Annotated in this window: 15 protein-coding genes; 7 read left to right on the top strand and 8 right to left on the bottom strand. The window is 70.7% G+C overall.

From position 1 onward, the window contains the following. Nucleotides 1-18: 18 nt before the first annotated feature. Nucleotides 19-936: an RDD family protein gene (locus BLS95_RS07395; RefSeq protein ID WP_090930127.1), complete on the bottom strand. Its 918-nt coding sequence runs from the start codon at nucleotides 934-936 to the stop codon at nucleotides 19-21. A 51-nt stretch (nucleotides 937-987) separates the two neighbouring features. Between BLS95_RS07395 and BLS95_RS07390 the strand changes: the two genes are divergently transcribed. Next, entirely contained in the window at nucleotides 988-1,980 is a 993-nt protein-coding gene (locus BLS95_RS07390; protein ID WP_090930126.1) for a stage II sporulation protein M, read from the top strand. Between the two features lie 38 nt (nucleotides 1,981-2,018). On the opposite strand, the gene BLS95_RS07385 is transcribed toward BLS95_RS07390, so the two are convergent. The 5 genes from BLS95_RS07385 to BLS95_RS07365 form a co-directional block, all read right to left on the bottom strand. Further along, nucleotides 2,019-3,392 (bottom strand): DUF58 domain-containing protein, encoded by a 1,374-nt coding sequence (locus tag BLS95_RS07385; protein ID WP_090930125.1) that lies wholly within the window; start codon nucleotides 3,390-3,392, stop codon nucleotides 2,019-2,021. Nucleotides 3,393-3,465: 73 nt separating this feature from the next. Further along, the gene (locus tag BLS95_RS07380; RefSeq protein ID WP_090930124.1) at nucleotides 3,466-4,446 is read right to left on the bottom strand and encodes an AAA family ATPase; all 981 of its coding nucleotides are present in this window, start codon (nucleotides 4,444-4,446) and stop codon (nucleotides 3,466-3,468) included. After that, nucleotides 4,436-5,617 carry a DUF4350 domain-containing protein gene (locus BLS95_RS07375; RefSeq protein ID WP_090930485.1) on the bottom strand — a complete coding sequence of 394 codons (1,182 nt, stop codon included), beginning with the start codon at nucleotides 5,615-5,617 and terminating at the stop codon, nucleotides 4,436-4,438. The genes BLS95_RS07380 and BLS95_RS07375 overlap by 11 nt, the downstream gene beginning before the upstream one ends. Next, nucleotides 5,614-6,393 carry a DUF4129 domain-containing protein gene (locus tag BLS95_RS07370; protein ID WP_245764899.1) on the bottom strand — a complete coding sequence of 260 codons (780 nt, stop codon included), beginning with the start codon at nucleotides 6,391-6,393 and terminating at the stop codon, nucleotides 5,614-5,616. The genes BLS95_RS07375 and BLS95_RS07370 overlap by 4 nt, the downstream gene beginning before the upstream one ends. Continuing rightward, complete coding sequence (locus BLS95_RS07365) at nucleotides 6,363-7,622, bottom strand: DUF7847 domain-containing protein (protein WP_143043616.1); 1,260 nt, start codon at nucleotides 7,620-7,622, stop codon at nucleotides 6,363-6,365. The genes BLS95_RS07370 and BLS95_RS07365 overlap by 31 nt, the downstream gene beginning before the upstream one ends. A 269-nt stretch (nucleotides 7,623-7,891) precedes the next feature. On the opposite strand from BLS95_RS07365, the gene mtrA reads away from it, so the two are divergent. The 6 genes from mtrA to BLS95_RS07335 all read left to right on the top strand — a co-directional run bounded on the left by mtrA (nucleotide 7,892) and on the right by BLS95_RS07335 (nucleotide 15,140). Next, nucleotides 7,892-8,569 (top strand): MtrAB system response regulator MtrA, encoded by a 678-nt coding sequence (gene mtrA / locus BLS95_RS07360; protein WP_043620615.1) that lies wholly within the window; start codon nucleotides 7,892-7,894, stop codon nucleotides 8,567-8,569. Nucleotides 8,570-8,587: 18 nt separating this feature from the next. Continuing rightward, a complete protein-coding gene (mtrB, locus tag BLS95_RS07355) occupies nucleotides 8,588-10,333 on the top strand; it encodes an MtrAB system histidine kinase MtrB (protein ID WP_090930123.1) in 1,746 nt (581 codons plus the stop codon). Further along, nucleotides 10,320-12,113: an LpqB family beta-propeller domain-containing protein gene (locus tag BLS95_RS07350; protein ID WP_090930122.1), complete on the top strand. Its 1,794-nt coding sequence runs from the start codon at nucleotides 10,320-10,322 to the stop codon at nucleotides 12,111-12,113. Before mtrB ends, BLS95_RS07350 begins: the two co-directional genes overlap by 14 nt. A gap of 184 nt (nucleotides 12,114-12,297) precedes the next feature. Then, entirely contained in the window at nucleotides 12,298-12,993 is a 696-nt protein-coding gene (locus BLS95_RS07345) for a ComF family protein (protein WP_090930483.1), read from the top strand. 612 nt (nucleotides 12,994-13,605) lie between these two features. After that, nucleotides 13,606-14,271: a ribosome hibernation-promoting factor, HPF/YfiA family gene (gene hpf, locus BLS95_RS07340; protein ID WP_090930121.1), complete on the top strand. Its 666-nt coding sequence runs from the start codon at nucleotides 13,606-13,608 to the stop codon at nucleotides 14,269-14,271. Between the two features lie 170 nt (nucleotides 14,272-14,441). After that, complete coding sequence (locus BLS95_RS07335; RefSeq protein WP_090930120.1) at nucleotides 14,442-15,140, top strand: response regulator; 699 nt, start codon at nucleotides 14,442-14,444, stop codon at nucleotides 15,138-15,140. A gap of 521 nt (nucleotides 15,141-15,661) precedes the next feature. Here BLS95_RS07335 and BLS95_RS07330 read toward each other — a convergent pair. Together BLS95_RS07330 and BLS95_RS07325 are read right to left on the bottom strand one after the other, a co-directional pair. Beyond that, nucleotides 15,662-16,852: a winged helix-turn-helix domain-containing protein gene (locus BLS95_RS07330; protein ID WP_090930119.1), complete on the bottom strand. Its 1,191-nt coding sequence runs from the start codon at nucleotides 16,850-16,852 to the stop codon at nucleotides 15,662-15,664. Between the two features lie 758 nt (nucleotides 16,853-17,610). After that, nucleotides 17,611-17,871 carry an HGxxPAAW family protein gene (locus BLS95_RS07325; protein WP_090930118.1) on the bottom strand — a complete coding sequence of 87 codons (261 nt, stop codon included), beginning with the start codon at nucleotides 17,869-17,871 and terminating at the stop codon, nucleotides 17,611-17,613. Between the last annotated feature and the right edge of the window lie 105 nt (nucleotides 17,872-17,976).

The following is a 17,976-nucleotide window of genomic DNA, read 5'->3' as shown; positions in this document are numbered from 1 at the left end:
CCCGCCCGCTGACCGCGCTCACTGAGGCGGAGCGAACCCGCCCGGAGTCGCCCTCGGCGGCTCCGGCGCGGGTGCGCCGGGAGGCTGGTACGCCTGCGGCTGCGGGTACGGGCCCGCCTGGTACGCCTGGGGTTGCGGGACCTGCGGGTACGGGGTCTGCGGCCGGGCCTGGGGCGGCAGGCCGTTGCCTGCCTGGCGCGCGAAACGCAATTGCTCTCGGCGGCGGCGCTCGGCCAGGATGGCGCTCAGGTAGGCATGCGGCGGCACCCCGGCGGGCGCGGCCGGTGAGACGAAGGCCGCCGCCTGGGTCGCGATGCGCATCCCCATCTCGTGCCGGATCTGCGGTGACAGGTCGTGCCAGCGCACCAGGTACTGTCTGGCGGCCCGCGTCACCTCCTCCGGGAGCTGGGAGAGCTCCAGCGTGGTCGCCCAGCTCGCGAGCCGCGGCGGCATCACGATGAGCTGCGTGGTGTCACGCGGCCCCCGTTCCGAGATCACGATGGTGCCGGCGAAGATGTCGCCGATCCGCTTGCCCCGCTGCGAAATCAGCGAGGAGATCAACGCGGGCGCCCCGGAGAACGACCAGAGCTCCAGGAACCCGGCCAGCCCGCGGAACAGGGCCTGCCGGAACCGTTCCGGGCTGCCGTCGTCGCTGACCACCCGCAGCCCCATGACCAGCTTGCCGAGGCTGCGCCCTCTGCTGATCGACTCGAAGATCACCGGATAGGCGACCGTCACCAGCACGAGCATCGCGATCATGACGGCTCCGAAGATGGCGGGGTCGCTGATGGCCGCGAAGGTGCCCAGGAGTATGTAGGCGGCGATCAGCAGGGGCAGCTGAACCGCCATGTCGATGATGATCGCCACCGCGCGGGAGGGCATCTGCGCCACCCGTACCTCGACGACGACGGCGTCACCGGTCACAACCTCTGACATATGTGGAGCCTAACGGCTATGTGCCGCTGATCGAGCGGCCACAATGGTCGGGTGGACATCGACGCGTTCGTCACGGCACACCGGCCCACCTGGCACCGGCTCGAACACCTGGTCAACCAGCGCTCGTCGCTGACCGGCGCGGAGGTGGACGAGTTGGTGGACCTCTACCAGCGGGTGTCCACGCATCTGTCGATCGTCCGCTCCTCCTCCAGCGACCTCATGCTGACCGGGCGGCTGTCCGCGCTGGTGGCCAGGGCCAGGTCCGCGGTGACCGGCGCGCACGCGCCCGCCTGGCGGGAGCTGGTGAGGTTCTGCACGGTGACCTTCCCGGTGGTGGCCTACCGGGCGCGGTGGTGGTGGCTGGGCAGCGCGGCGGCGTTCATGGCGGTCGCCTGGGGGATGAGCGCATGGATCGCCGCCAACCCGGAGGTGCAGGCGTCGATCGCCTCTCCCGACCAGATCAACCAGCTCGTCAACGAGGACTTCGCCAACTACTACTCGGAGCACCCGGCCGCCTCCTTCGCCAGCGGCGTCTGGGTGAACAATGCCTGGATCGCGGCGCAGATGATCCTTTACTCGATCGCCCTGGGCCTGCCGATCCCGTACGTGCTCTACGTCAACGCCGCGAACGTCGCCGTCTCCGCCGGGCTCATGGCCTCCAGGGGCAAGCTGGACATCTTCTTCGGCCTGATCACCCCGCACGGGCTGCTCGAGCTGACCGCCGTGTTCCTGGCGGGGGCGGTGGGCATGCGGCTGGGCTGGAAGGTCGTCGATCCCGGGCCGCGCCGGCGGGTGGAGGTGCTGGCCGAGCAGGGGCGGGCCGTGATGAGCGTGGCGCTGGGGCTGGTCGTGGTGTTGTTCGTGTCGGGGCTGATCGAGGCGTTCGTGACCCCGTCGGGGCTGCCCACGTGGGCGCGGGTGGGCATCGGGGTGCTCGCCGAGGTGGTCTTCCTGACGTACGTCATCGTCTTCGGCCGCCGCGCCCTGAGACAGAACGAGACCGGCGACCTCGAACGCGCCCCCGACGTCGCCCCCACGGCCTGACCCCACGCAGAGCCGTCCGACCCCTTCAGCGCTCCCCTTCAGAGTCGGCCCGCCGCCTTCAGTGCCAGGTAGGCGTCGGCGAGTGCGGGGGCGATCTCCTCGGGCGGCGCGTCCACGACCTCCACCCCGTGCCGCCGCAGCCGGGTGGTGATCCGCCTGCGCCCTAGCTGGGCGTGCTCGGCCGCCGCCGCGTCATAGACCTTCTCGGCCGACCCCCGCCGGCCCGCCATGGCCGCAACCCGCGGGTCGGACACCCCGGCGACCAGCACCAGGTGCCGCGACGAGAGCTGGGGCAGCACCGGCATGAGTCCTTCCTCCAGGGCCGCCGGGTTCAGGTCGGTGAGCAGCACGACCAGGCAGCGCCGCTTGGCCCGGGCCAGGATGGCCGCCACCATGCCCTGCGAGTCGGCCTCGATCAGCTCGGCCTCGATCGGCGCCATCACGTTGACCAGCGACGACAGCAGTTCGGTGCGGGACGCCCCGCCCACCCAGGCGCGTACGGCCCGGTCGTAGGCCAGGAAGTCCACCTGGTCACCGGCCCGGGCGGCGAGCGCGGCCAGCAGCAACGCGGCGTCCATCGACCAGTCGAGCCGCGGCCAGCCGGGCGCCGGCCGCGAATCGGGTCCGGCCAGCAGCCCGCCGCCGCCCGGGGTGGCACCGGCCATGGGGATCGGCGCGTCGCCCACCCGGCCCGCCGAGGTACGGCCGGTGTCGAGCACGATCAGCACGCGGCGGTCGCGTTCCGGGCGCCAGGTGCGTACGACCACGTCGTGGCGGCGCGCGGTGGCCCGCCAGTCGATGGAGCGCACGTCGTCGCCCACCACGTATTCGCGCAGCGAGTCGAACTCGGTGCCCTGACCGCGCACCAGCGCCGGATGTTGCCCGTCGAGCTCGCGGAGCCTGGCCAGCCTGGACGGCAGGTGCTTGCGAGACAGGAACGGCGGCAGCACACGTACGGACCACGGGGCCTGGTGGTCGCCCTGGCGGGCCGCCAGGCCGAGCGGACCGACCGAGCGGACCGTGACCGCGACGGACGAGCGGTCGCCGCGCCTGGTGGGGTCGAGCGTCATGATGATCCTGCGGCGCTCGCCCCCGGGCACGTCCAGCTCGGCCACCCGCGGGCCGGCGCCCGCAGAGGGCTGCCAGGCGTCCCTGAGCCGGCCGCGGACGCGCCTGGAGCCCGGGTTCTCCACGATCAGCTCGACCGTGGCCCGCTGGCCCAGGCGGATCAGCGTGTCGCCGGAACGGTGGAACCTGAGCGGGCGCACGGCCCCGGCGAACACCAGGTCCACCAGGATGGCGGCGGCCAGCAGCAGGCACACCCCGGCCAGCGCGGCCCCCGGCTGCGGCGCGAGCAGCACCACCACGATCCCGATCGCCGCCACCAGCCCGGCCCGCCCCGTCAGAGCCATCGGCACATCACCACGACCCCGGTCTCAGCGGTCATAACCGTCACCACGATCCCGGTGTCCCCTGTCAGAGCCATCAGCGCGGGACCGGGACGGAGGCCAGGATGCCGTCGAGCAGGCCGTCGGCGGTCGCACCCTCCAGCTCCGCCTCGGGCCTGAGCTGGATGCGGTGCCGCAGCGCGGGCCTGGCCAGCGCCTTCACGTCATCAGGCGTGACGTAGTGCCGCCCGGACAGCCACGCCCATGCCCGCGCGGCCGCCAGCAGCGCCGTGGCGCCCCGGGGCGAGACGCCGAGCTGCAGCGACGGGGAGTTCCTGGTGGCGCGGGCCACGTCCACGATGTAGCCGAGCACCTCGGGCGCCACGTGCACCTGGGCGACCGCCTCCCGGCCCGCCGCCAGGTCGTCGGCGGAGGCGACCGCCTTGATCTCCGACAGGTCGCGCGGGTCGAAGCCGCGGGAGTGCCGGTCGAGCACCGCGATCTCCTGGTCACGCGGCGGCAGCGGCACGGTCAGCTTGAGCAGGAACCGGTCGAGCTGGGCCTCGGGGAGCTGGTAGGTGCCCTCGTATTCGACGGGGTTCTGAGTGGCGCACACCACGAACGGCTCGGGCAGCCGGCGGGCGGCACCCTCCACGCTGACCTGCCGCTCCTCCATCGCCTCCAGCAGCGCGGCCTGGGTCTTCGGCGGGGTACGGTTGATCTCGTCGGCCAGCAGCAGGTTCGTGAAGACCGGCCCTTCGCGAAACTCGAACTCCGCGGTCTTTGCGTCGTAGATCAGCGACCCCGTCACGTCACCAGGCATCAGATCCGGGGTGAACTGCACCCGCTTGAAGTCCAGGGTCAGCGCCGCCGACAGCGTGCGTACCATCAGCGTCTTGGCCACGCCCGGCACGCCTTCGAGCAGTACGTGCCCCCGGCACAGCAGCGCGATGACCAGCCCCGTCACCACCGCGTCCTGGCCCACCACGGCCTTGGCCACCTCGGTGCGCAGCGCGCCGAGCGCCTCTCTGGCCGAGTCGCCAGAAACGGCCGTGCGGTAAATCTCCTCAGAGTTCACTGACCTGCCTTTCGATGAAGTCCAAGTATCCGGCCAGCCCGACCAGCCCGGCGTCGTCCACCGGCGGCGCCCCGTACAGGGCCGCGCCGACCTGCTGCGGGTCCTGGCCCGTACGGGCGGCGAGCGCCGCGACGACCTCGTGCGCCCCCGCGCCGGAGCCGAGTCCGAGCCGGGGCGTGAGCCGGTCGATCGTGCCCGCGCGCAGCGAGTCGGCCGCCCGCTGCCTGGCGCGCCGGGCCCGGTAGAGGCGGCCGCGCCCCTCGACCGTCTCGGCCGCCCGTACGACGACGGGCAGCTTCTCCGTCACCACCGGCCCCAGCCTGCGGCCCCGCCAGAACGCGGTGAGGACCAGGGCGATCACCGACATGTAGAGCGCCCAGGCGATGCCCGCGGGCATCAGGTCGTACATCGAGCGGCGGCTCTCCCCGAGCGCCGACTCGCCCTGCGGTGGGTTGTCCGGGCGCACCAGCCAGGTCACGGGCCTGCCGGTGCCGATCAGGTTGATCGCCAGCGCCGCGTTGCCGTCCTCGGCCAGCCGCTGGTTGGTCAGGAAGCTTCCGTCGCCGACGACCGTGGTGGTGCCGCCCGCGTTGGGGAAGCTGATCAGCGTGTGCCCGTCGCCTGCCGGGTAGCAGCCGGTGGCGCCGGGCGGGCCGCGGAAGGCCATGCCGCCCATGTACGCGCTGCCGGCCGCCGTGGCGGCGGGCAGCCCGCACTCCGGGTCGCGCAAGCGGGTGCGCGCCGGCTCGGGCACCCGCCGCAGGCCGGGGGCCAGCGCCCTCAGGCCGAAGACGTTGCCGACGATGAGCCGGTCACCGGGGATCGTGGACAGGCGGAACTCGTTGAAGTACGTGGTGTCGGTGATCAGCAGCAGCCGGTGGCCGGTGCTGGCCTTGTCCGCGGCGGCCTGCACGGAGTCGACCCGGTCCACCGTGACGCCACGGGCGCGCAGCAGCTCGGCCAGCGCCTTGGAGCCGGCCAGCGTGGTGTCGTCGGGGTCGAGCGGCCGGGACGGCCCGCCGCCGGGGCGGACCAGGAGTGCGATGACCGAGACCAGCACGGTGACCACGCCGATCAGGGCGACCATCCGCCACGCCCGCCAGGTCGAGCGGACGGTGGGGGAGGTCGGCCGGGAGGCGGGGGGAGCGGAGGGAGGCGTGACCAGGCTCATGACGCCCCTCCGTCCACCGGCGGCCGTCGCGGGTCCGCGCCCGGCCACGCCCCGGCCCCGGGCGGCAGCCCCGCGCTCGCTCCGCCTGACAGCCCCGCGCTCGCTCCGACCGGCATCCAGGCGCCCGGTGGGGTCGCCGCTCCGAGCGGGACCGGTCTGGCCTGGCGGAGCCGCTCGTCCAGGCTGGTCATCGTCTCGTATGCCTGCCTGGTGCCGGGCGTGCCGCCGTACGTCACGTCGTCGAACGAGCGCGCCGCGGCAGCCAGCTCCGCCGTGAAGCCGGGCAGCGCCACGGCCGCCTCGCGGGTCAGCTCGTCGGCCGTGCGGCCGGGCATGCCGTCGACCAGGGCGCGTTCTTCCAGGTCACGGGCGATGGCCCGGAGGCGTTCCTGGATGGCCTCGGTCCAGCGGGACTCGGCGGCCAGCCGGGCGGCGGCCGCGCGGTGCTCGGCCGCGCTCATCGCCCGCTCCCCGAACAGCCCGCCGGTCGGGAGCCCTCTCTTGCGGGCGGTCCTGCGGAGCTGCCAGGAGATCAGCAGGACCAGCCCAAGGATGATCAGTACGATCACCACGGCCGCGATCACCCCGCCGGCCGTGCCGCCACCCGTGGCCGTGTCGACCAGGTCGCCCAGGAACTGCGTCACCCGCCGATAGATCTGGTCGAAGAGCGGCTCCTTGTCGTAAATGGGCTTGAGGAGCTCCTGCGCCGCCTGGCGCGCGGCCTCCTCCCTCTCGACAGGGCCGGTCACGGCCTGGCCGAGTTGGACGGATGCCACAACTCGTCGGCCGAGGCGTGCACCCAGCCCTGGCGTTGCTGCTCGATGGCCGCCGTCTGCAGCACCAGGTCGAAGGCCTCGCTGCGCATGCGGCGGTCGGCGTAGAGCAGGCCGGAGACGCCGGCCTCGAACGGGTAGGTGAACATCGCGCCGAGGGTGGCGCCGATGGTGATCAGCAGCGTCGCGGCGACGATGGAGCCCGCCGAGCCCGCCCCGAACGCGCCCACCAGCGTGCCCGCCACCGTGAACGGCACCGACAGCACCCCCGACACGAGCCCTACCAGCAGGGACGTGACGAACAGGATGCCGAGCACCCGCCAGAAGTCGCCGGTCACCAGGTCCCACGAGCGCCGCATGGCGTCGAGCGGGCCCCGGCCCTCCAGCACCACCGCCGAGGGCGCGAACGCGAAGCGGGCCCTGATGAACAGGTAAAAGGGCAGGTAAAGCCCGAGGAACAGGATGGACAACCCGGCTATCCAGACCAGGTCGCCGCGGGTGGCGTTGAGCGAGAACACCACGATGAGCATCACGAAGACGATCAGGGGCACCACCATGATGACCGCCATGAGCCCCACCACCCCGAACAACGCGGGGATCCGGCCCTTGACGAGCCGCCAGGCCTCGCCGGAGCTGAGGGTGCCGCCGAAGACCGCCCGGCCGAGGATGCGGGTCAGCACTCCGGTCAGCATCGTCACCACGACGAACTGCACCGCGTAGGAGATCAGGGTGCCGCCGTATTGCGAGGCGAAGCCGTACAGGGTGGTGAGGTCGTCGGAGGCGGTGGGCGCGCTGGTGGGATCGGCGATCACGCCGCCCATGGTGTCGAGCAGGACCGCCTGGCCCACGGCCAGCGGCACGGCGGCGAGGAGCGCGGCCACGGCCGACAGCCCCAGCACGGCCTTCGGGTTGGACCGGATCAGCTTGATCGTGCCGTCGAGGATGTCACCGAACCCCAGCGGGCGCAGCGGGATGATCCCCGGCCGCAGCGCCGGCGGGGGCGGCACGAAGCCGTGCCCGGCCTGGGGATGCGGATGGGGCGGATAGGGTGTTTGCGGCCCCGGCCCGTGGAACTGGTGCCCGGGAGCCTGCCCGTACGGCTCGCCGTAGGGCGTCTGGGGCGAGGAGCCTGGTGCGGTCCACGGGGAGGCCGGCGGGGCGCTGTAGGGCGGGGGCTGCTCGGCCGACCAGCCTGATGGCGTCTCGGGCAGGGGACCGTGACCGTCTGACATATCCCAATCCTGGCATGCGGCGCGGGGGCGTGGTGTCACAGAGAGGATTCGCCACCTCATCTTGCCCGCATTCCCGGGCGAATCTGGACGAGGTTCGCGTCCAGGGATGGCCGAAAGTCACTCTGTTACCGCAGACTGAGATGGCGGTCGCAGGGGGGACCCTAAAATTCGCCTTTTGTTGGGCTCATGTCACGTTCATGGGCCGACCAAGGGTAACCTTCAGCGATCGTGCGGGTATGTCCCACAATGCGTAGAACGAATGAGGGGCCATGAAAGGTCGCGTGCTGGTCGTCGACGACGACGCCGCTCTCGCCGAGATGCTGGGGATCGTGTTGCGCGGGGAGGGCTTCGAGCCGTCGTTCGTCTCCGACGGTGACAAGGCCCTCGACGCCTTCCGGGACACGCGCCCGGACCTGGTGCTGCTCGATCTGATGCTGCCGGGGGCGGACGGCATCGACGTCGCACGCAGGATCAGGGCCGAGTCCGGGGTGCCGATCGTCATGCTCACGGCGAAGAGTGACACGATCGACGTCGTCCTCGGGCTGGAGTCCGGTGCCGACGACTACATCGTCAAGCCGTTCAAGCCGAAGGAACTGGTGGCGCGGGTGCGGGCGCGGCTGCGCCGTACCGACGAGCCGACCCCCGAGATCCTCCAGATCGGCGACATCACCATCGACGTGGCCGGCCACTCGGTCAAGCGGGGTGAGGAGACGATCAACCTCACGCCCCTCGAGTTCGACCTGCTGGTCGCGCTGGCCCGCAAGCCGCGCCAGGTGTTCACCCGCGAGGTCCTGCTGGAGCAGGTGTGGGGCTACCGGCACGCGGCCGACACGCGGCTGGTCAACGTGCACGTCCAGCGGCTCAGAGCCAAGATCGAGAAAGACCCCGAGCACCCCGAGATCGTGGTGACGGTCCGCGGGGTGGGTTACAAAGCCGGCCCAGCCTGACCCTCGCCCTGCCCTGTCATGCCCCCGACGAAGAAGAAGAGATCTCGCCGACGGACACTCCGCCGAATTCTCGGCGGCGTTCGCCGGCGGGTGCGTCGCGCGGCGGGCAGGGCACGCAGTGTGTGGCGGCGCTCGCTGCAACTCCAGGTCGTCACCAGCACGCTGGTGATCTCCGTGATCGTGGTGGTCGTGCTGGGCACGTTCCTGTCCGACCAGATCAACCGGTCGGTCGTGGCGAGCAGCCAGGAGTCGGCCGCCACCGAGGCGTTCGCCGACCGGCTGCAGATCGCCGACGCGCTGGCCCCCGAGACCGAGGACCAGACCAAACCCGCCGACAGCGGTAAAAAGGGCTCCAAACCGCTCGACGACGTCATGGACACCGTCACGGGCACCAGCGAGGACGGCTCCAAGAAGCGCTACGACGTGCTGATCCTCAACCGGACGACCCCGGGAGAGTCGCGCGCCTCCGGCAGCGTGGTGCCCGCCGACGTGCCGCTGGGCCTCCAGTTGAGCCTGCGGCGCAACATCGACAGATTCGAGTACGACAAGCCCGTCGGGTCCGTCGAGAAGATCAAGTTCACCGGGGCCAGCCAGCCGGAGCTGACCTACCTGGTGGGCAGCGTCGTCCACGTGCCCTCCACCGGCCAGAACTACGAGGTCTACCACTTCTTCCCGTTCGACGAGGAAGAGCAGCTCCTGTCCAACGTCCGGCTGGCCATCGTCGTGGTCGGCCTCGGGCTCGTATTGCTGCTGGCCGCCATCGCCTACCTGGTCACCCGCCAGGTCGTCTCTCCCGTACGGCTGGCGCGCCAGGCCGCCGAACGCCTGGCCTCCGGCAACCTGGACGAACGGCTCAAGGTGCGCGGCGAGGACGACCTGGCCCGGCTGGCGAACTCGTTCAACGAGATGGCCGCGAACCTGGCGCTGAAGATCCACCAGCTGGAGGAGCTGTCGCAGGTCCAGCGGCAGTTCGTCTCCGACGTCTCGCACGAGTTGCGCACCCCGCTGACGACCGTGCGGATGGCCGCCGACCTGCTCTACGACGCCCGCGAGGACTTCGACCCGATGGCCGCCCGCTCGGCCGAGCTCATGCAGGCCCAGCTCGAACGGTTCGAGTCGATGCTGGCCGACCTGCTGGAGATCAGCCGCTACGACGCCGGCGCCGCCACCCTCGACCTCGACTCGGTCGACGTGACCAAGGTGGTGCTGCGCGCGATCGAGGACTCCGAGGCGCTGGCCGAGCGGCACGGCACCCGCTTCGAGCTGCGGCTGCCGGCCGAGCCGTGCATGGCCGAGATCGACAACCGCAGGGTGGAGCGGATCCTGCGCAACCTGCTGTTCAACGCCATCGAGCACGGCGAGGGCCGGGACATCGTGGTCACCGTGGGGGCCGACAGGGACGCCGTGGCCATCGCCGTACGCGATCATGGCATCGGCCTGAAGACCGGCGAGGACACGATGGTGTTCGACCGGTTCTGGCGGGCCGACCCGTCGCGGGCCAGGACCATCGGCGGCACCGGGCTCGGGCTGGCGATCTCGCGCGAGGACGCCACCCTGCACGGCGGCTGGCTGCAGGCGTGGGGACAGCCGGGCGAGGGGTCGCAGTTCAGGCTGACGCTCCCCAGGCTCGCCGGGTCGGACCTGAGAGGCTCGCCGCTGTCGCTGGTGCCGCCCGAGATCGAGATGCGGCGCACCTGGCGCGGGGCGATGACGCCGGTGCTGCTGCCGGCGACCGGGGACGGAGCGGACCATGACGACGACTAGGCGGCTGGGCACGCGGGTCGCGATGACGCGGACCGGATCGCTGGGTGCCGGGGCCGTGGTGACGAGGACCAGATGGCTGGGCGTCGTCGTGGCTGTGACGGTCGTCGTGGCCGTCGGGAGCACCGGCTGCGCGGTGATCCCCGTGACCGGCCCGCACTCCGTCGCGGACGCGGGCGGCGGCGATCCGCTGAGCAAGCCGTTCCAGCGCATGATCGCCATCAGGCCGCAGAAGGGCTGGAGTCCCGCCCAGCTCATCCGGGGCCTGCAGGCCGCCATGGCGGCCTACCCGGACGACCCGAAGATCCTGCCCTCTTACCTGACCCCCAACGCCCTGGCCAAGTGGGACCCCTCCGGTCCCGTGAACGTGATCGAGGACGGGTTCGAGGTCCTGCCGCCCGGCCCGCGCGACGGCTCGGACGCGGTGCTGAAGGTCTCGCTCAAGGCCCGCTGGGTGGCCAAGATCAACGAGGACGACTCCTACGTGCCCACGATCGGTGACTGGGACGGAGGCGCCTTCGAGCTGGTGAAGGACGCGGAGGACAACTACCGCGTCAACGACCTGCCCCGCGGGCTGCTGCTCACGGCGTCCGACGTGGCGCGCGCGTACCGGGCCACGAACCTCTATTACCTCAGCCGCAACCCTCAGGACCCCCGGCTCGTCGCGGACCGCGTGTGGCTGCGGCTGAAGCCCACGGAGAGCTTCGCGCAGACCATCCTCGAGCGCCTGATCGAACCGCCCACCTCGGCGCTGCAGGGCGGCGCGGTGACCACCAGCTTCCCGCCCGGGACCCAGGTCAAGTCGATCACGCACGGCGATGACCGCGTCGTGGTCAACCTCTCCGGCGGCCTCGACCCGGTCAGGGACGAGTCCCTGCTGGCCCAGATCAGATACAGCCTCAACAGGAACGAGGTCGCCAAGGGCCGCACCATCGAGGTGCAGGTGGACGGCGAGGTGTACGGGCTGGACCAGCCCAACTCCGACGAGCGCTGGCTGGACGACAGCAGCGACACCGCCTACTACGTCAACCGGGGCGCGGTCCACTACCTGGGCAAGGACGGTCCGGCCGGCACCGTGCAGGGACCCGCCGGGGAGCCGCGCGAGGGATACTCGGGCTTCGCCCTGTCCAGGGAGGGCGACGGCCTCATCGCCGCCAGGACCTCGACCGGCATCTCCGTGGCCGGGCTGACGCAGGAAGGTCGGTGGCAGGAGGTCATCCGGGGGGCGGACCTGACGGCGCCCACCTGGCATCGGGACGGGTCCCTATGGACATACGACCGCCAGAACGCCGCCCTGTTGCGGTACGACCCGGCCGGCGGGGGCGGGGCCCAGCGGGTGACGTTCCCGCTGAAGGGGTTGGACGTCACGCGATTCAGGATCGCCAGGGACGGGGTGCGGGTGGCGGTGACGACCGGGAAGAACACCGTGCAGATCGGCGCCTTCATCGAGGGCGCCGGCGGGACCCAGCCCGGGAACTTCCACATGCTGACCACGACCGAGATCGGGGAGAAGATCCTGGACCTGGCGTGGGAGGATGCCGATCACCTGCTGGTGCTGATCGAGAACAAGGCCGGACAGATACTCAACCAGGTCAACGTGGGTGACGGGGAGACCGTGGGGGTGCCGTTGAAGGAGGCGCTGGGGTCGCTGGCGGCGCAGGGGGATCGGGTGCTGGCGGCCACGGATGACGGGGCCAAGGTCGTCGAGCTCAACCAGGACCAGAAGACCTGGACCGCCAAGATCGAGTCCGACGGCGGCGCCCCCCTCTTCCCCCTCGGCTGACAACACACCCCTCGGCGCAGCCTCCGGCCTTGGGCCGCTTCCCGCCTTTCCCCGGCCGGCGGCTGCCCTTCCGTTCTCCCGAACCTTCCGGCACACAGGGCTCGCCGACGTTCCAGCGCACAGGTGGGTGGGTGGGCGTTCGTGCGCCCCAGAACTGTCGGTGGGGCCGGGCATCCTGGGGCGCGTGCTGAGCTCCGTTCTGGATCTGGTCCTTCCCTCCGCCTGCGCCGGCTGCGGAGCCCGCGGGGCGCGCTGTTGCGCCGGCTGCCTGGCCGCGCTGACCGCCGCCCCGGCCCGGCGCCTGCCTGAGCCGGCGCCACCCGGGCTGCCCGACTGCTGGTCGGCGGCTGTCTACGACGGCGTCGTGCGCAGGGCGGTGGTGGCGTACAAGGAGCGGGGCGCGGTGGCGCTGGCGGGGGTGCTGGCGCAGGCCATGGCGTTCACCGTCCTGGCGGCGGTCGGGGGCGGGGCCTTCCGGGCGGACGGGGCGTTCGCCGTCGTGCCCGTGCCCAGCGCGCGGCGGACGCTGCGGGCGAGGGGGCACGATCCGGTGGGGCGGCTGGCGGTGCTGGTGGCGCGCATGCTGCGGGTGGCCGGGATGCAGGCGATCGTGTGGACGGGGCTGGCCCAGGCGCGGCGGGTGGTGGATCAGGCGGGCCTGAGCTCCGCTGAGAGAGGCGCCAACCTCGTGGGGTCACTCTGGGTGCCGGAGGCCGTAAAAGGGCCTCCAGTGGCCCGTGCGCTGCTCCTGGACGACATCGTCACGACCGGCGCCACCCTGGTCGAGGCCGCCAGGGCACTGCGCGCCGCGGGGGTGCCGGTCTCGCTGGCCGTGACCGTGGCCGCGACACGCCGAAGATCTCACAAGACATTACGGTGACAGTGCGTAAAGAATGATCCAAATCGGCATCCTCACCTGGAGGCCACATGTCACTCCCCTGGGAAGGGTGGCCCGGCAGCTCAGCGAATGCTGAGCTTCGCTCTCGAACGGCCCGCCGGCGGGTTAAACCAGGCACCTAACCGACGTTGAGGCGCGCTCCAAAATCACGGAAAGTGATCCTTTGGCACACCCTCCGGCTGACATTCGCCCTGGATGCGGATAGCGTTCTGACATGGCACCCGTTCGGGTCCGTGGTTGCGCAGGGTCGGGGTCCCCGGCTCTGCTAGCCGATGCCAGCCGCAGGCAAAACGGTCCACGTAAGGCGACTCTTTGTCGACCGATCACGGTGCGGCTTAGGGGTAAGTCCTGCCTTCCCGGGGGTCCAGATGTCCCCCGTCAGAAGAGAAGGGCAGTAGTGGCAACAGAGCTGCGAAACCCTCAGCAGGCGGATGTGGGGTCGAAGACCAGGTCGGCCGGGCGGGTGCCATGTGAGTTCCCGGTAACGCCGAGTCGGAAGAGGGTAACGGTGAGAGAAAGGCAGACAGAAGACCCCGCCCGATACGCAGGTAGTCGGGCGCTCTTGCTCAGTCGTTAGACGAAGGGGGCTGTTGCATGGACATCATCGTCAAGGGCCGGCACACAGGAGTGAGTGAACGGTTCCGAGACCAAGTGACGACCAAGCTGGCCAGGATCGAACGTCTGGACAACAAACTCATTCGCGTCGATGTGGAGGTGTCGAAAGAACGCAACCCACGCCTCGCCGCTCAGCGAGAGCGCGTCGAACTCACCATTCACTCACGAGGACCGGCCATCCGCGCCGAAGCCTCGGCCGACGACCGATTCGTAGCCCTCGACATAGCCCTCGACAAGCTGGAAGGCCGCCTCAGGCGACTGGCCGACCGGCGCAAGGTTCACCACGGTAACCACTGCCCGCCGTCGGTGGCGGAGATCACCGCGACGCTCCCTGACGTCGCGGACCTGGCGCCCCGGACGGAGTCCACCGTCCCCCGGCAGGACGAGCCCGACGAGGACGAGCTCCAGCGGAGCGACCAGCAATACGACGACATCGTCCCGATCGAGATGGACGGTGACGGGCCGCTCATCGTGCGGGAGAAGTTCCACCGGGCTGAACCTATGACCATCGATCAGGCCCTTCTCGAAATGGAGCTGGTCGGACACGACTTCTACCTGTTCCGTGACAAGGAGAGCGGCCAGCCGTGCGTCGTCTACAACAGACGCGGGTACAACTACGGCGTGTTGCGGCTCGTAGAGCCCTGATCGCGCGCTAAAAGATCTTCTCGACCACCCGGAACCGCAGTTCCGTGCCATCATTGCGGTTCAACGGCTCTGGCCCCCCGACGAGGAGGAGACGTGAGCGAGCTCAGTCAGGTTCGGACGAGCGAGCGAAACGAGCGAACGGCAGTCGCGAGGCGGACCAAGGAGGCCTCGTGACCGAGCCTGGTGAGGTCCGCACGGCGGAGAGCGAGCCGATCCGCGTGCTCATCGTGGACGATCACGAGCTGATCAGGCGGAGTCTGGCGCTGGCGCTGGCAGCTGAGCCCGACATCGAGGTGGTAGGTGAGGCGAGCGATGGGCAGGAGGCGGTCGAACTGGCCGATCGCCTCATGCCTGATGTCGCGCTCATGGACGTACGCATGCCGCGGCAGGACGGGATCGAGGCGACGAAGGGCATCAAGGCCTCCGTGCCGAGCACCCGGATCATCATGCTGACGGTCAGCGACGAGGAGGAAGACCTCTTCGAGGCGATCAAGGCGGGAGCCACCGGCTACCTGCTCAAGGACGTCCAGATCAACGACGTCCCGGCCGCGGTGCGCGGCGTCCACGAGGGCCAGTCGTTAATCAACCCGGCGATGGCCGCCAAGCTCATCAGCGAGTTCGCGAACATGAGCCGCAAGGAGGCCGAACGCCCGCCGCAACTCCCCGTGCCCCGGCTGACCGACCGCGAGATGGAGGTCCTGCGCCTGGTCGCCAAGGGGATGAACAACCGCGAGATCGCCAAGCAGTTGTTCATCTCGGAGAACACGGTGAAGAACCACGTCCGCAACATCCTCGACAAGCTGCAGTTGCACTCACGGATGGAAGCGGTGGTCTACGCGGTGCGGGAGCGCATGCTGGAGATCACCTGATCAGGTGCGATCTCCTGGCGCACGCCCTGCGACCGGCACGGTCGCCGATGCGCACGCCCGTCCTGCTACCGGTACGGTCGCCGATGCGTACGCGGTTGTTGGGTCGCATGGTCGCCCGCCCGTACGCGCTCGTTGGGCTGCGCGTGCGGGCTCGGCTCGGTTCGGCGCACGCATGCGGTCGGTTCGATATGGGCCGCGGTGCCGTTTCACGCTGGTCGGGCCGTCCCGGCGGCCGTGCCGATCCAGGTGCCCGGGCCGTGCCCCACCCTGCGGGGGCGCCGAGCCGTCCCGCTACGCAGCACCAGCCGACCGTAGGCGTCCACCGACCTTGCCCCATCCGCCTATCGAGCCGACCGTAGGCGTCCACCGAGCTCGTCCCACCCGCGTATCGAGCCGATCGTAGGCGTCCCTTACCTGGGTTCCCCGGGAACGGCATGGCCGCGCGAACAGCGGTGGACCTCCGACGGGCAGGGGCATGCGCCGCGATCCGCCGGTCCGGGGTTCTGGGCCGGCGGGGGATGCTATTCGGGCGCGTTCAGTATGGGGAGCAGCTCCGGAGGGTCGGCGCGTTCGACGCGAACGGTGTCGCAGCCGACCCACTCGGCCGCCGACCACAGGGCCTCGCGCACGGCGGGGGCCCACTTGGCGGCCGACAGGCCCGGCTCCAGGCTGAGCTGCCTGGCCACGAGTGTGGTGCCGACGCGGGCCGGGTCGACGCGGCCGATCAGGCGACCGCCCGCCAGCAGCGGCATCGTGAAGTAGCCGTGCACCCGCTTGTGCTTGGGCACGTAGAGCTCCAGCTGGTAGGCGAAGCCGAACACCCGCTCCGTGCGGCCCCTGTGCCAGATGAGCGAGTCGAACGGGGACAGCAGCGTGGTGCGGTGGCGGCCGCGCGGCTCGGACTCCAGGGCCGCCGGGTCCGCCCAGGCGTTGGGGCGGCCCTTCTTGCCCGGCCAACCGGCGACCGACACGGGCGTCAGGCCCGCCTCACCACTGACCAGGGCCTCGTCGAGGATCGCGGAGTGCTTGCCCTTGAGGCGCAGGAAGTCGATCAGGTCGGTCCGGTTGGCCACGCCCAGGGAGCGACCCGCGACACGCGCGAGGCGTACGATGCACTCCTCGTCGGAGAGGTCCTCGGCCAGGAGGTCGGCGGGGACCACGCGCTCGGCCAGGTCGTAGACGCGGCGCCAGCCGACGCGACGGCTGCAGACCAGCTCGCCGATGTCCAGCAGCCACTCCAGGCCGATCTTGGAGTCGGACCAGTCCCACCACGGGCCGCCGTTCTTGGCGCCGCCCACGTCGGAGGTCGTCACCGGACCCGACCCGCGCACCTGGTCGAGCAGCTTGTCGACGCTGTCGGGGACCTCGTGCCAGCGGTAGCGCCGCTCACGGTAGGCACGGCGGCGGAAGGAATAGAGGGGCCAGTGCTCGATGGGCAGGATGCAGGCGGCGTGGCACCAGTATTCGAAGCTCTGGGCGGGGTTGTGCCAGTAGGCCCGCTCGATCCCGGCTCTGCCCACGGCGCCCAGGCGGGCGTACGCGACCAGCTCATGGGAGCGGGCCAGGACGGAGATGGTGTCGAGTTGTACGGCGCCGAGCCTGCGCAGCATGGCGTGCGTCCCGCCCTTGCGCGCGTCGGCGCCGATCAGGCCCTGGGAGCGCAGAATGACCCGGCGTGCCTCGTCGGCGGTCAGGTCTGTGAAATCGGTCATGACTGCGGGTGGGTACGGGGATGCATGCGAGCAATCTAGCGGCGGAGACCGACAGAAACCGGCCCGGATGCTCGCGCTGGGCGTTGAGACCGGATTCGACCCGAAGATGGGGGTCCGATCCCGCTCAGGCGTCGGGGGTGGACGCCGACCAGGGGATCGAGGGTCGAGTGTGAGTTCGGCGGCACGTCAGAGCTGTCTGGGTCACGTCGCGGGCGATCCGGCGACATAGCGGACGACCTGGCGGGATTGCGCTCGGGGGAGTGGGCGTGCAGTGGGGCTGGGGCTGTGCCTGCCAGCCGCCACAGGCCAAGCCATTGGGTGGGTGCCCGCGAGCTGCGTATTGGCGTGCGTGTCGCGCGTATGCATCGGGGTTGCGTGTCGCGCGTGTGGATGGGAGTTGGCGTGTCGCGCGTGTGGATGAGGGTTGGCGTGCGAGTGTGGATGGCGGTTGCGTGTCGCGAGTTGTGTGCCTTGCGGTGCGGTCGCCGGCTCGGTTTCGCCGTGTGTGGTGTGCCCCGAGCGTGAGCCCGGTGCTGCGGTCCGGTGCTGCGGTCCGGTGCCGCGGTCCGGTGCCGCGGCTCGGCGTCGCGGCTCGGTGTCGCATCCCGGTGTCGCATCCCGGCATCGCGGCCCGGGCACCGTAGAGCGACCGACCGCGTGTGAAGTTGCGGAGTGTGGGGGCCTGGGGAGGGGGGTTTGGGGTGGAAAAGGAGCGGCGGGCAGCCCGTGGGGTCGGGTGCCCGCCGTTGGAGCTTGGGTCAGCGGTGATCTTCAGCGCGCATGCCCACGCGAGGAGCGTCGATCACGACGTCGGTGAAGATATCGAAGACCAGGGCGAGGATGCCGCCGACAACGAACACCCCGGCGCCGATCCAGACGAGCATCCAGTTGTTGGCCGTGAGTCCGAAGCCGGCCACCACCGTGCCCACCAGCATCACCGTCACCGCCAGCCACGACGACGCTCGCCCCGCGTGGCTGCCGAGATTCTCCGTTTGCTCCGACTTCTTCCCCTCAACCATGAAAAATCCTTCCTTTGCCGGATATCGCGCTTAATGGTGCGAGCCGGCGCTCAACCGGCATACCCTCTGCCATGCACCATTCTCCCAGACGCGGGTGGCGGCCTC

Origin of the sequence: Nonomuraea jiangxiensis (assembly GCF_900099965.1) — a bacterium.
GTDB classification, from domain to species: Bacteria; Actinomycetota; Actinomycetes; order Streptosporangiales; family Streptosporangiaceae; genus Nonomuraea; species Nonomuraea jiangxiensis.
The sequence above is the reverse complement of the archived record's forward strand: the minus strand, read 5'-3'. Positions and strand labels throughout refer to the sequence as shown.

Excerpts from the sequence above, each read along its gene's own strand:
- BLS95_RS07325 (WP_090930118.1), bottom strand. The coding sequence starts at position 17,871 with ATGGTTGAGGGGAAGAAGTCGGAGCAAACGGAGAATCTCGGCAGCCAC.
- BLS95_RS07365 (WP_143043616.1), bottom strand. The coding sequence starts at position 7,622 with ATGTCAGACGGTCACGGTCCCCTGCCCGAGACGCCATCAGGCTGGTCG.
- BLS95_RS07330 (WP_090930119.1), bottom strand. The coding sequence starts at position 16,852 with ATGACCGATTTCACAGACCTGACCGCCGACGAGGCACGCCGGGTCATT.
- BLS95_RS07395 (WP_090930127.1), bottom strand. The coding sequence starts at position 936 with ATGTCAGAGGTTGTGACCGGTGACGCCGTCGTCGTCGAGGTACGGGTG.
- mtrA (WP_043620615.1), top strand. The coding sequence starts at position 7,892 with ATGAAAGGTCGCGTGCTGGTCGTCGACGACGACGCCGCTCTCGCCGAG.
- hpf (WP_090930121.1), top strand. The coding sequence starts at position 13,606 with ATGGACATCATCGTCAAGGGCCGGCACACAGGAGTGAGTGAACGGTTC.
- BLS95_RS07385 (WP_090930125.1), bottom strand. The coding sequence starts at position 3,392 with ATGGCTCTGACGGGGCGGGCCGGGCTGGTGGCGGCGATCGGGATCGTG.
- BLS95_RS07350 (WP_090930122.1), top strand. The coding sequence starts at position 10,320 with ATGACGACGACTAGGCGGCTGGGCACGCGGGTCGCGATGACGCGGACC.
- BLS95_RS07375 (WP_090930485.1), bottom strand. The coding sequence starts at position 5,617 with ATGAGCCTGGTCACGCCTCCCTCCGCTCCCCCCGCCTCCCGGCCGACC.
- mtrB (WP_090930123.1), top strand. The coding sequence starts at position 8,588 with ATGCCCCCGACGAAGAAGAAGAGATCTCGCCGACGGACACTCCGCCGA.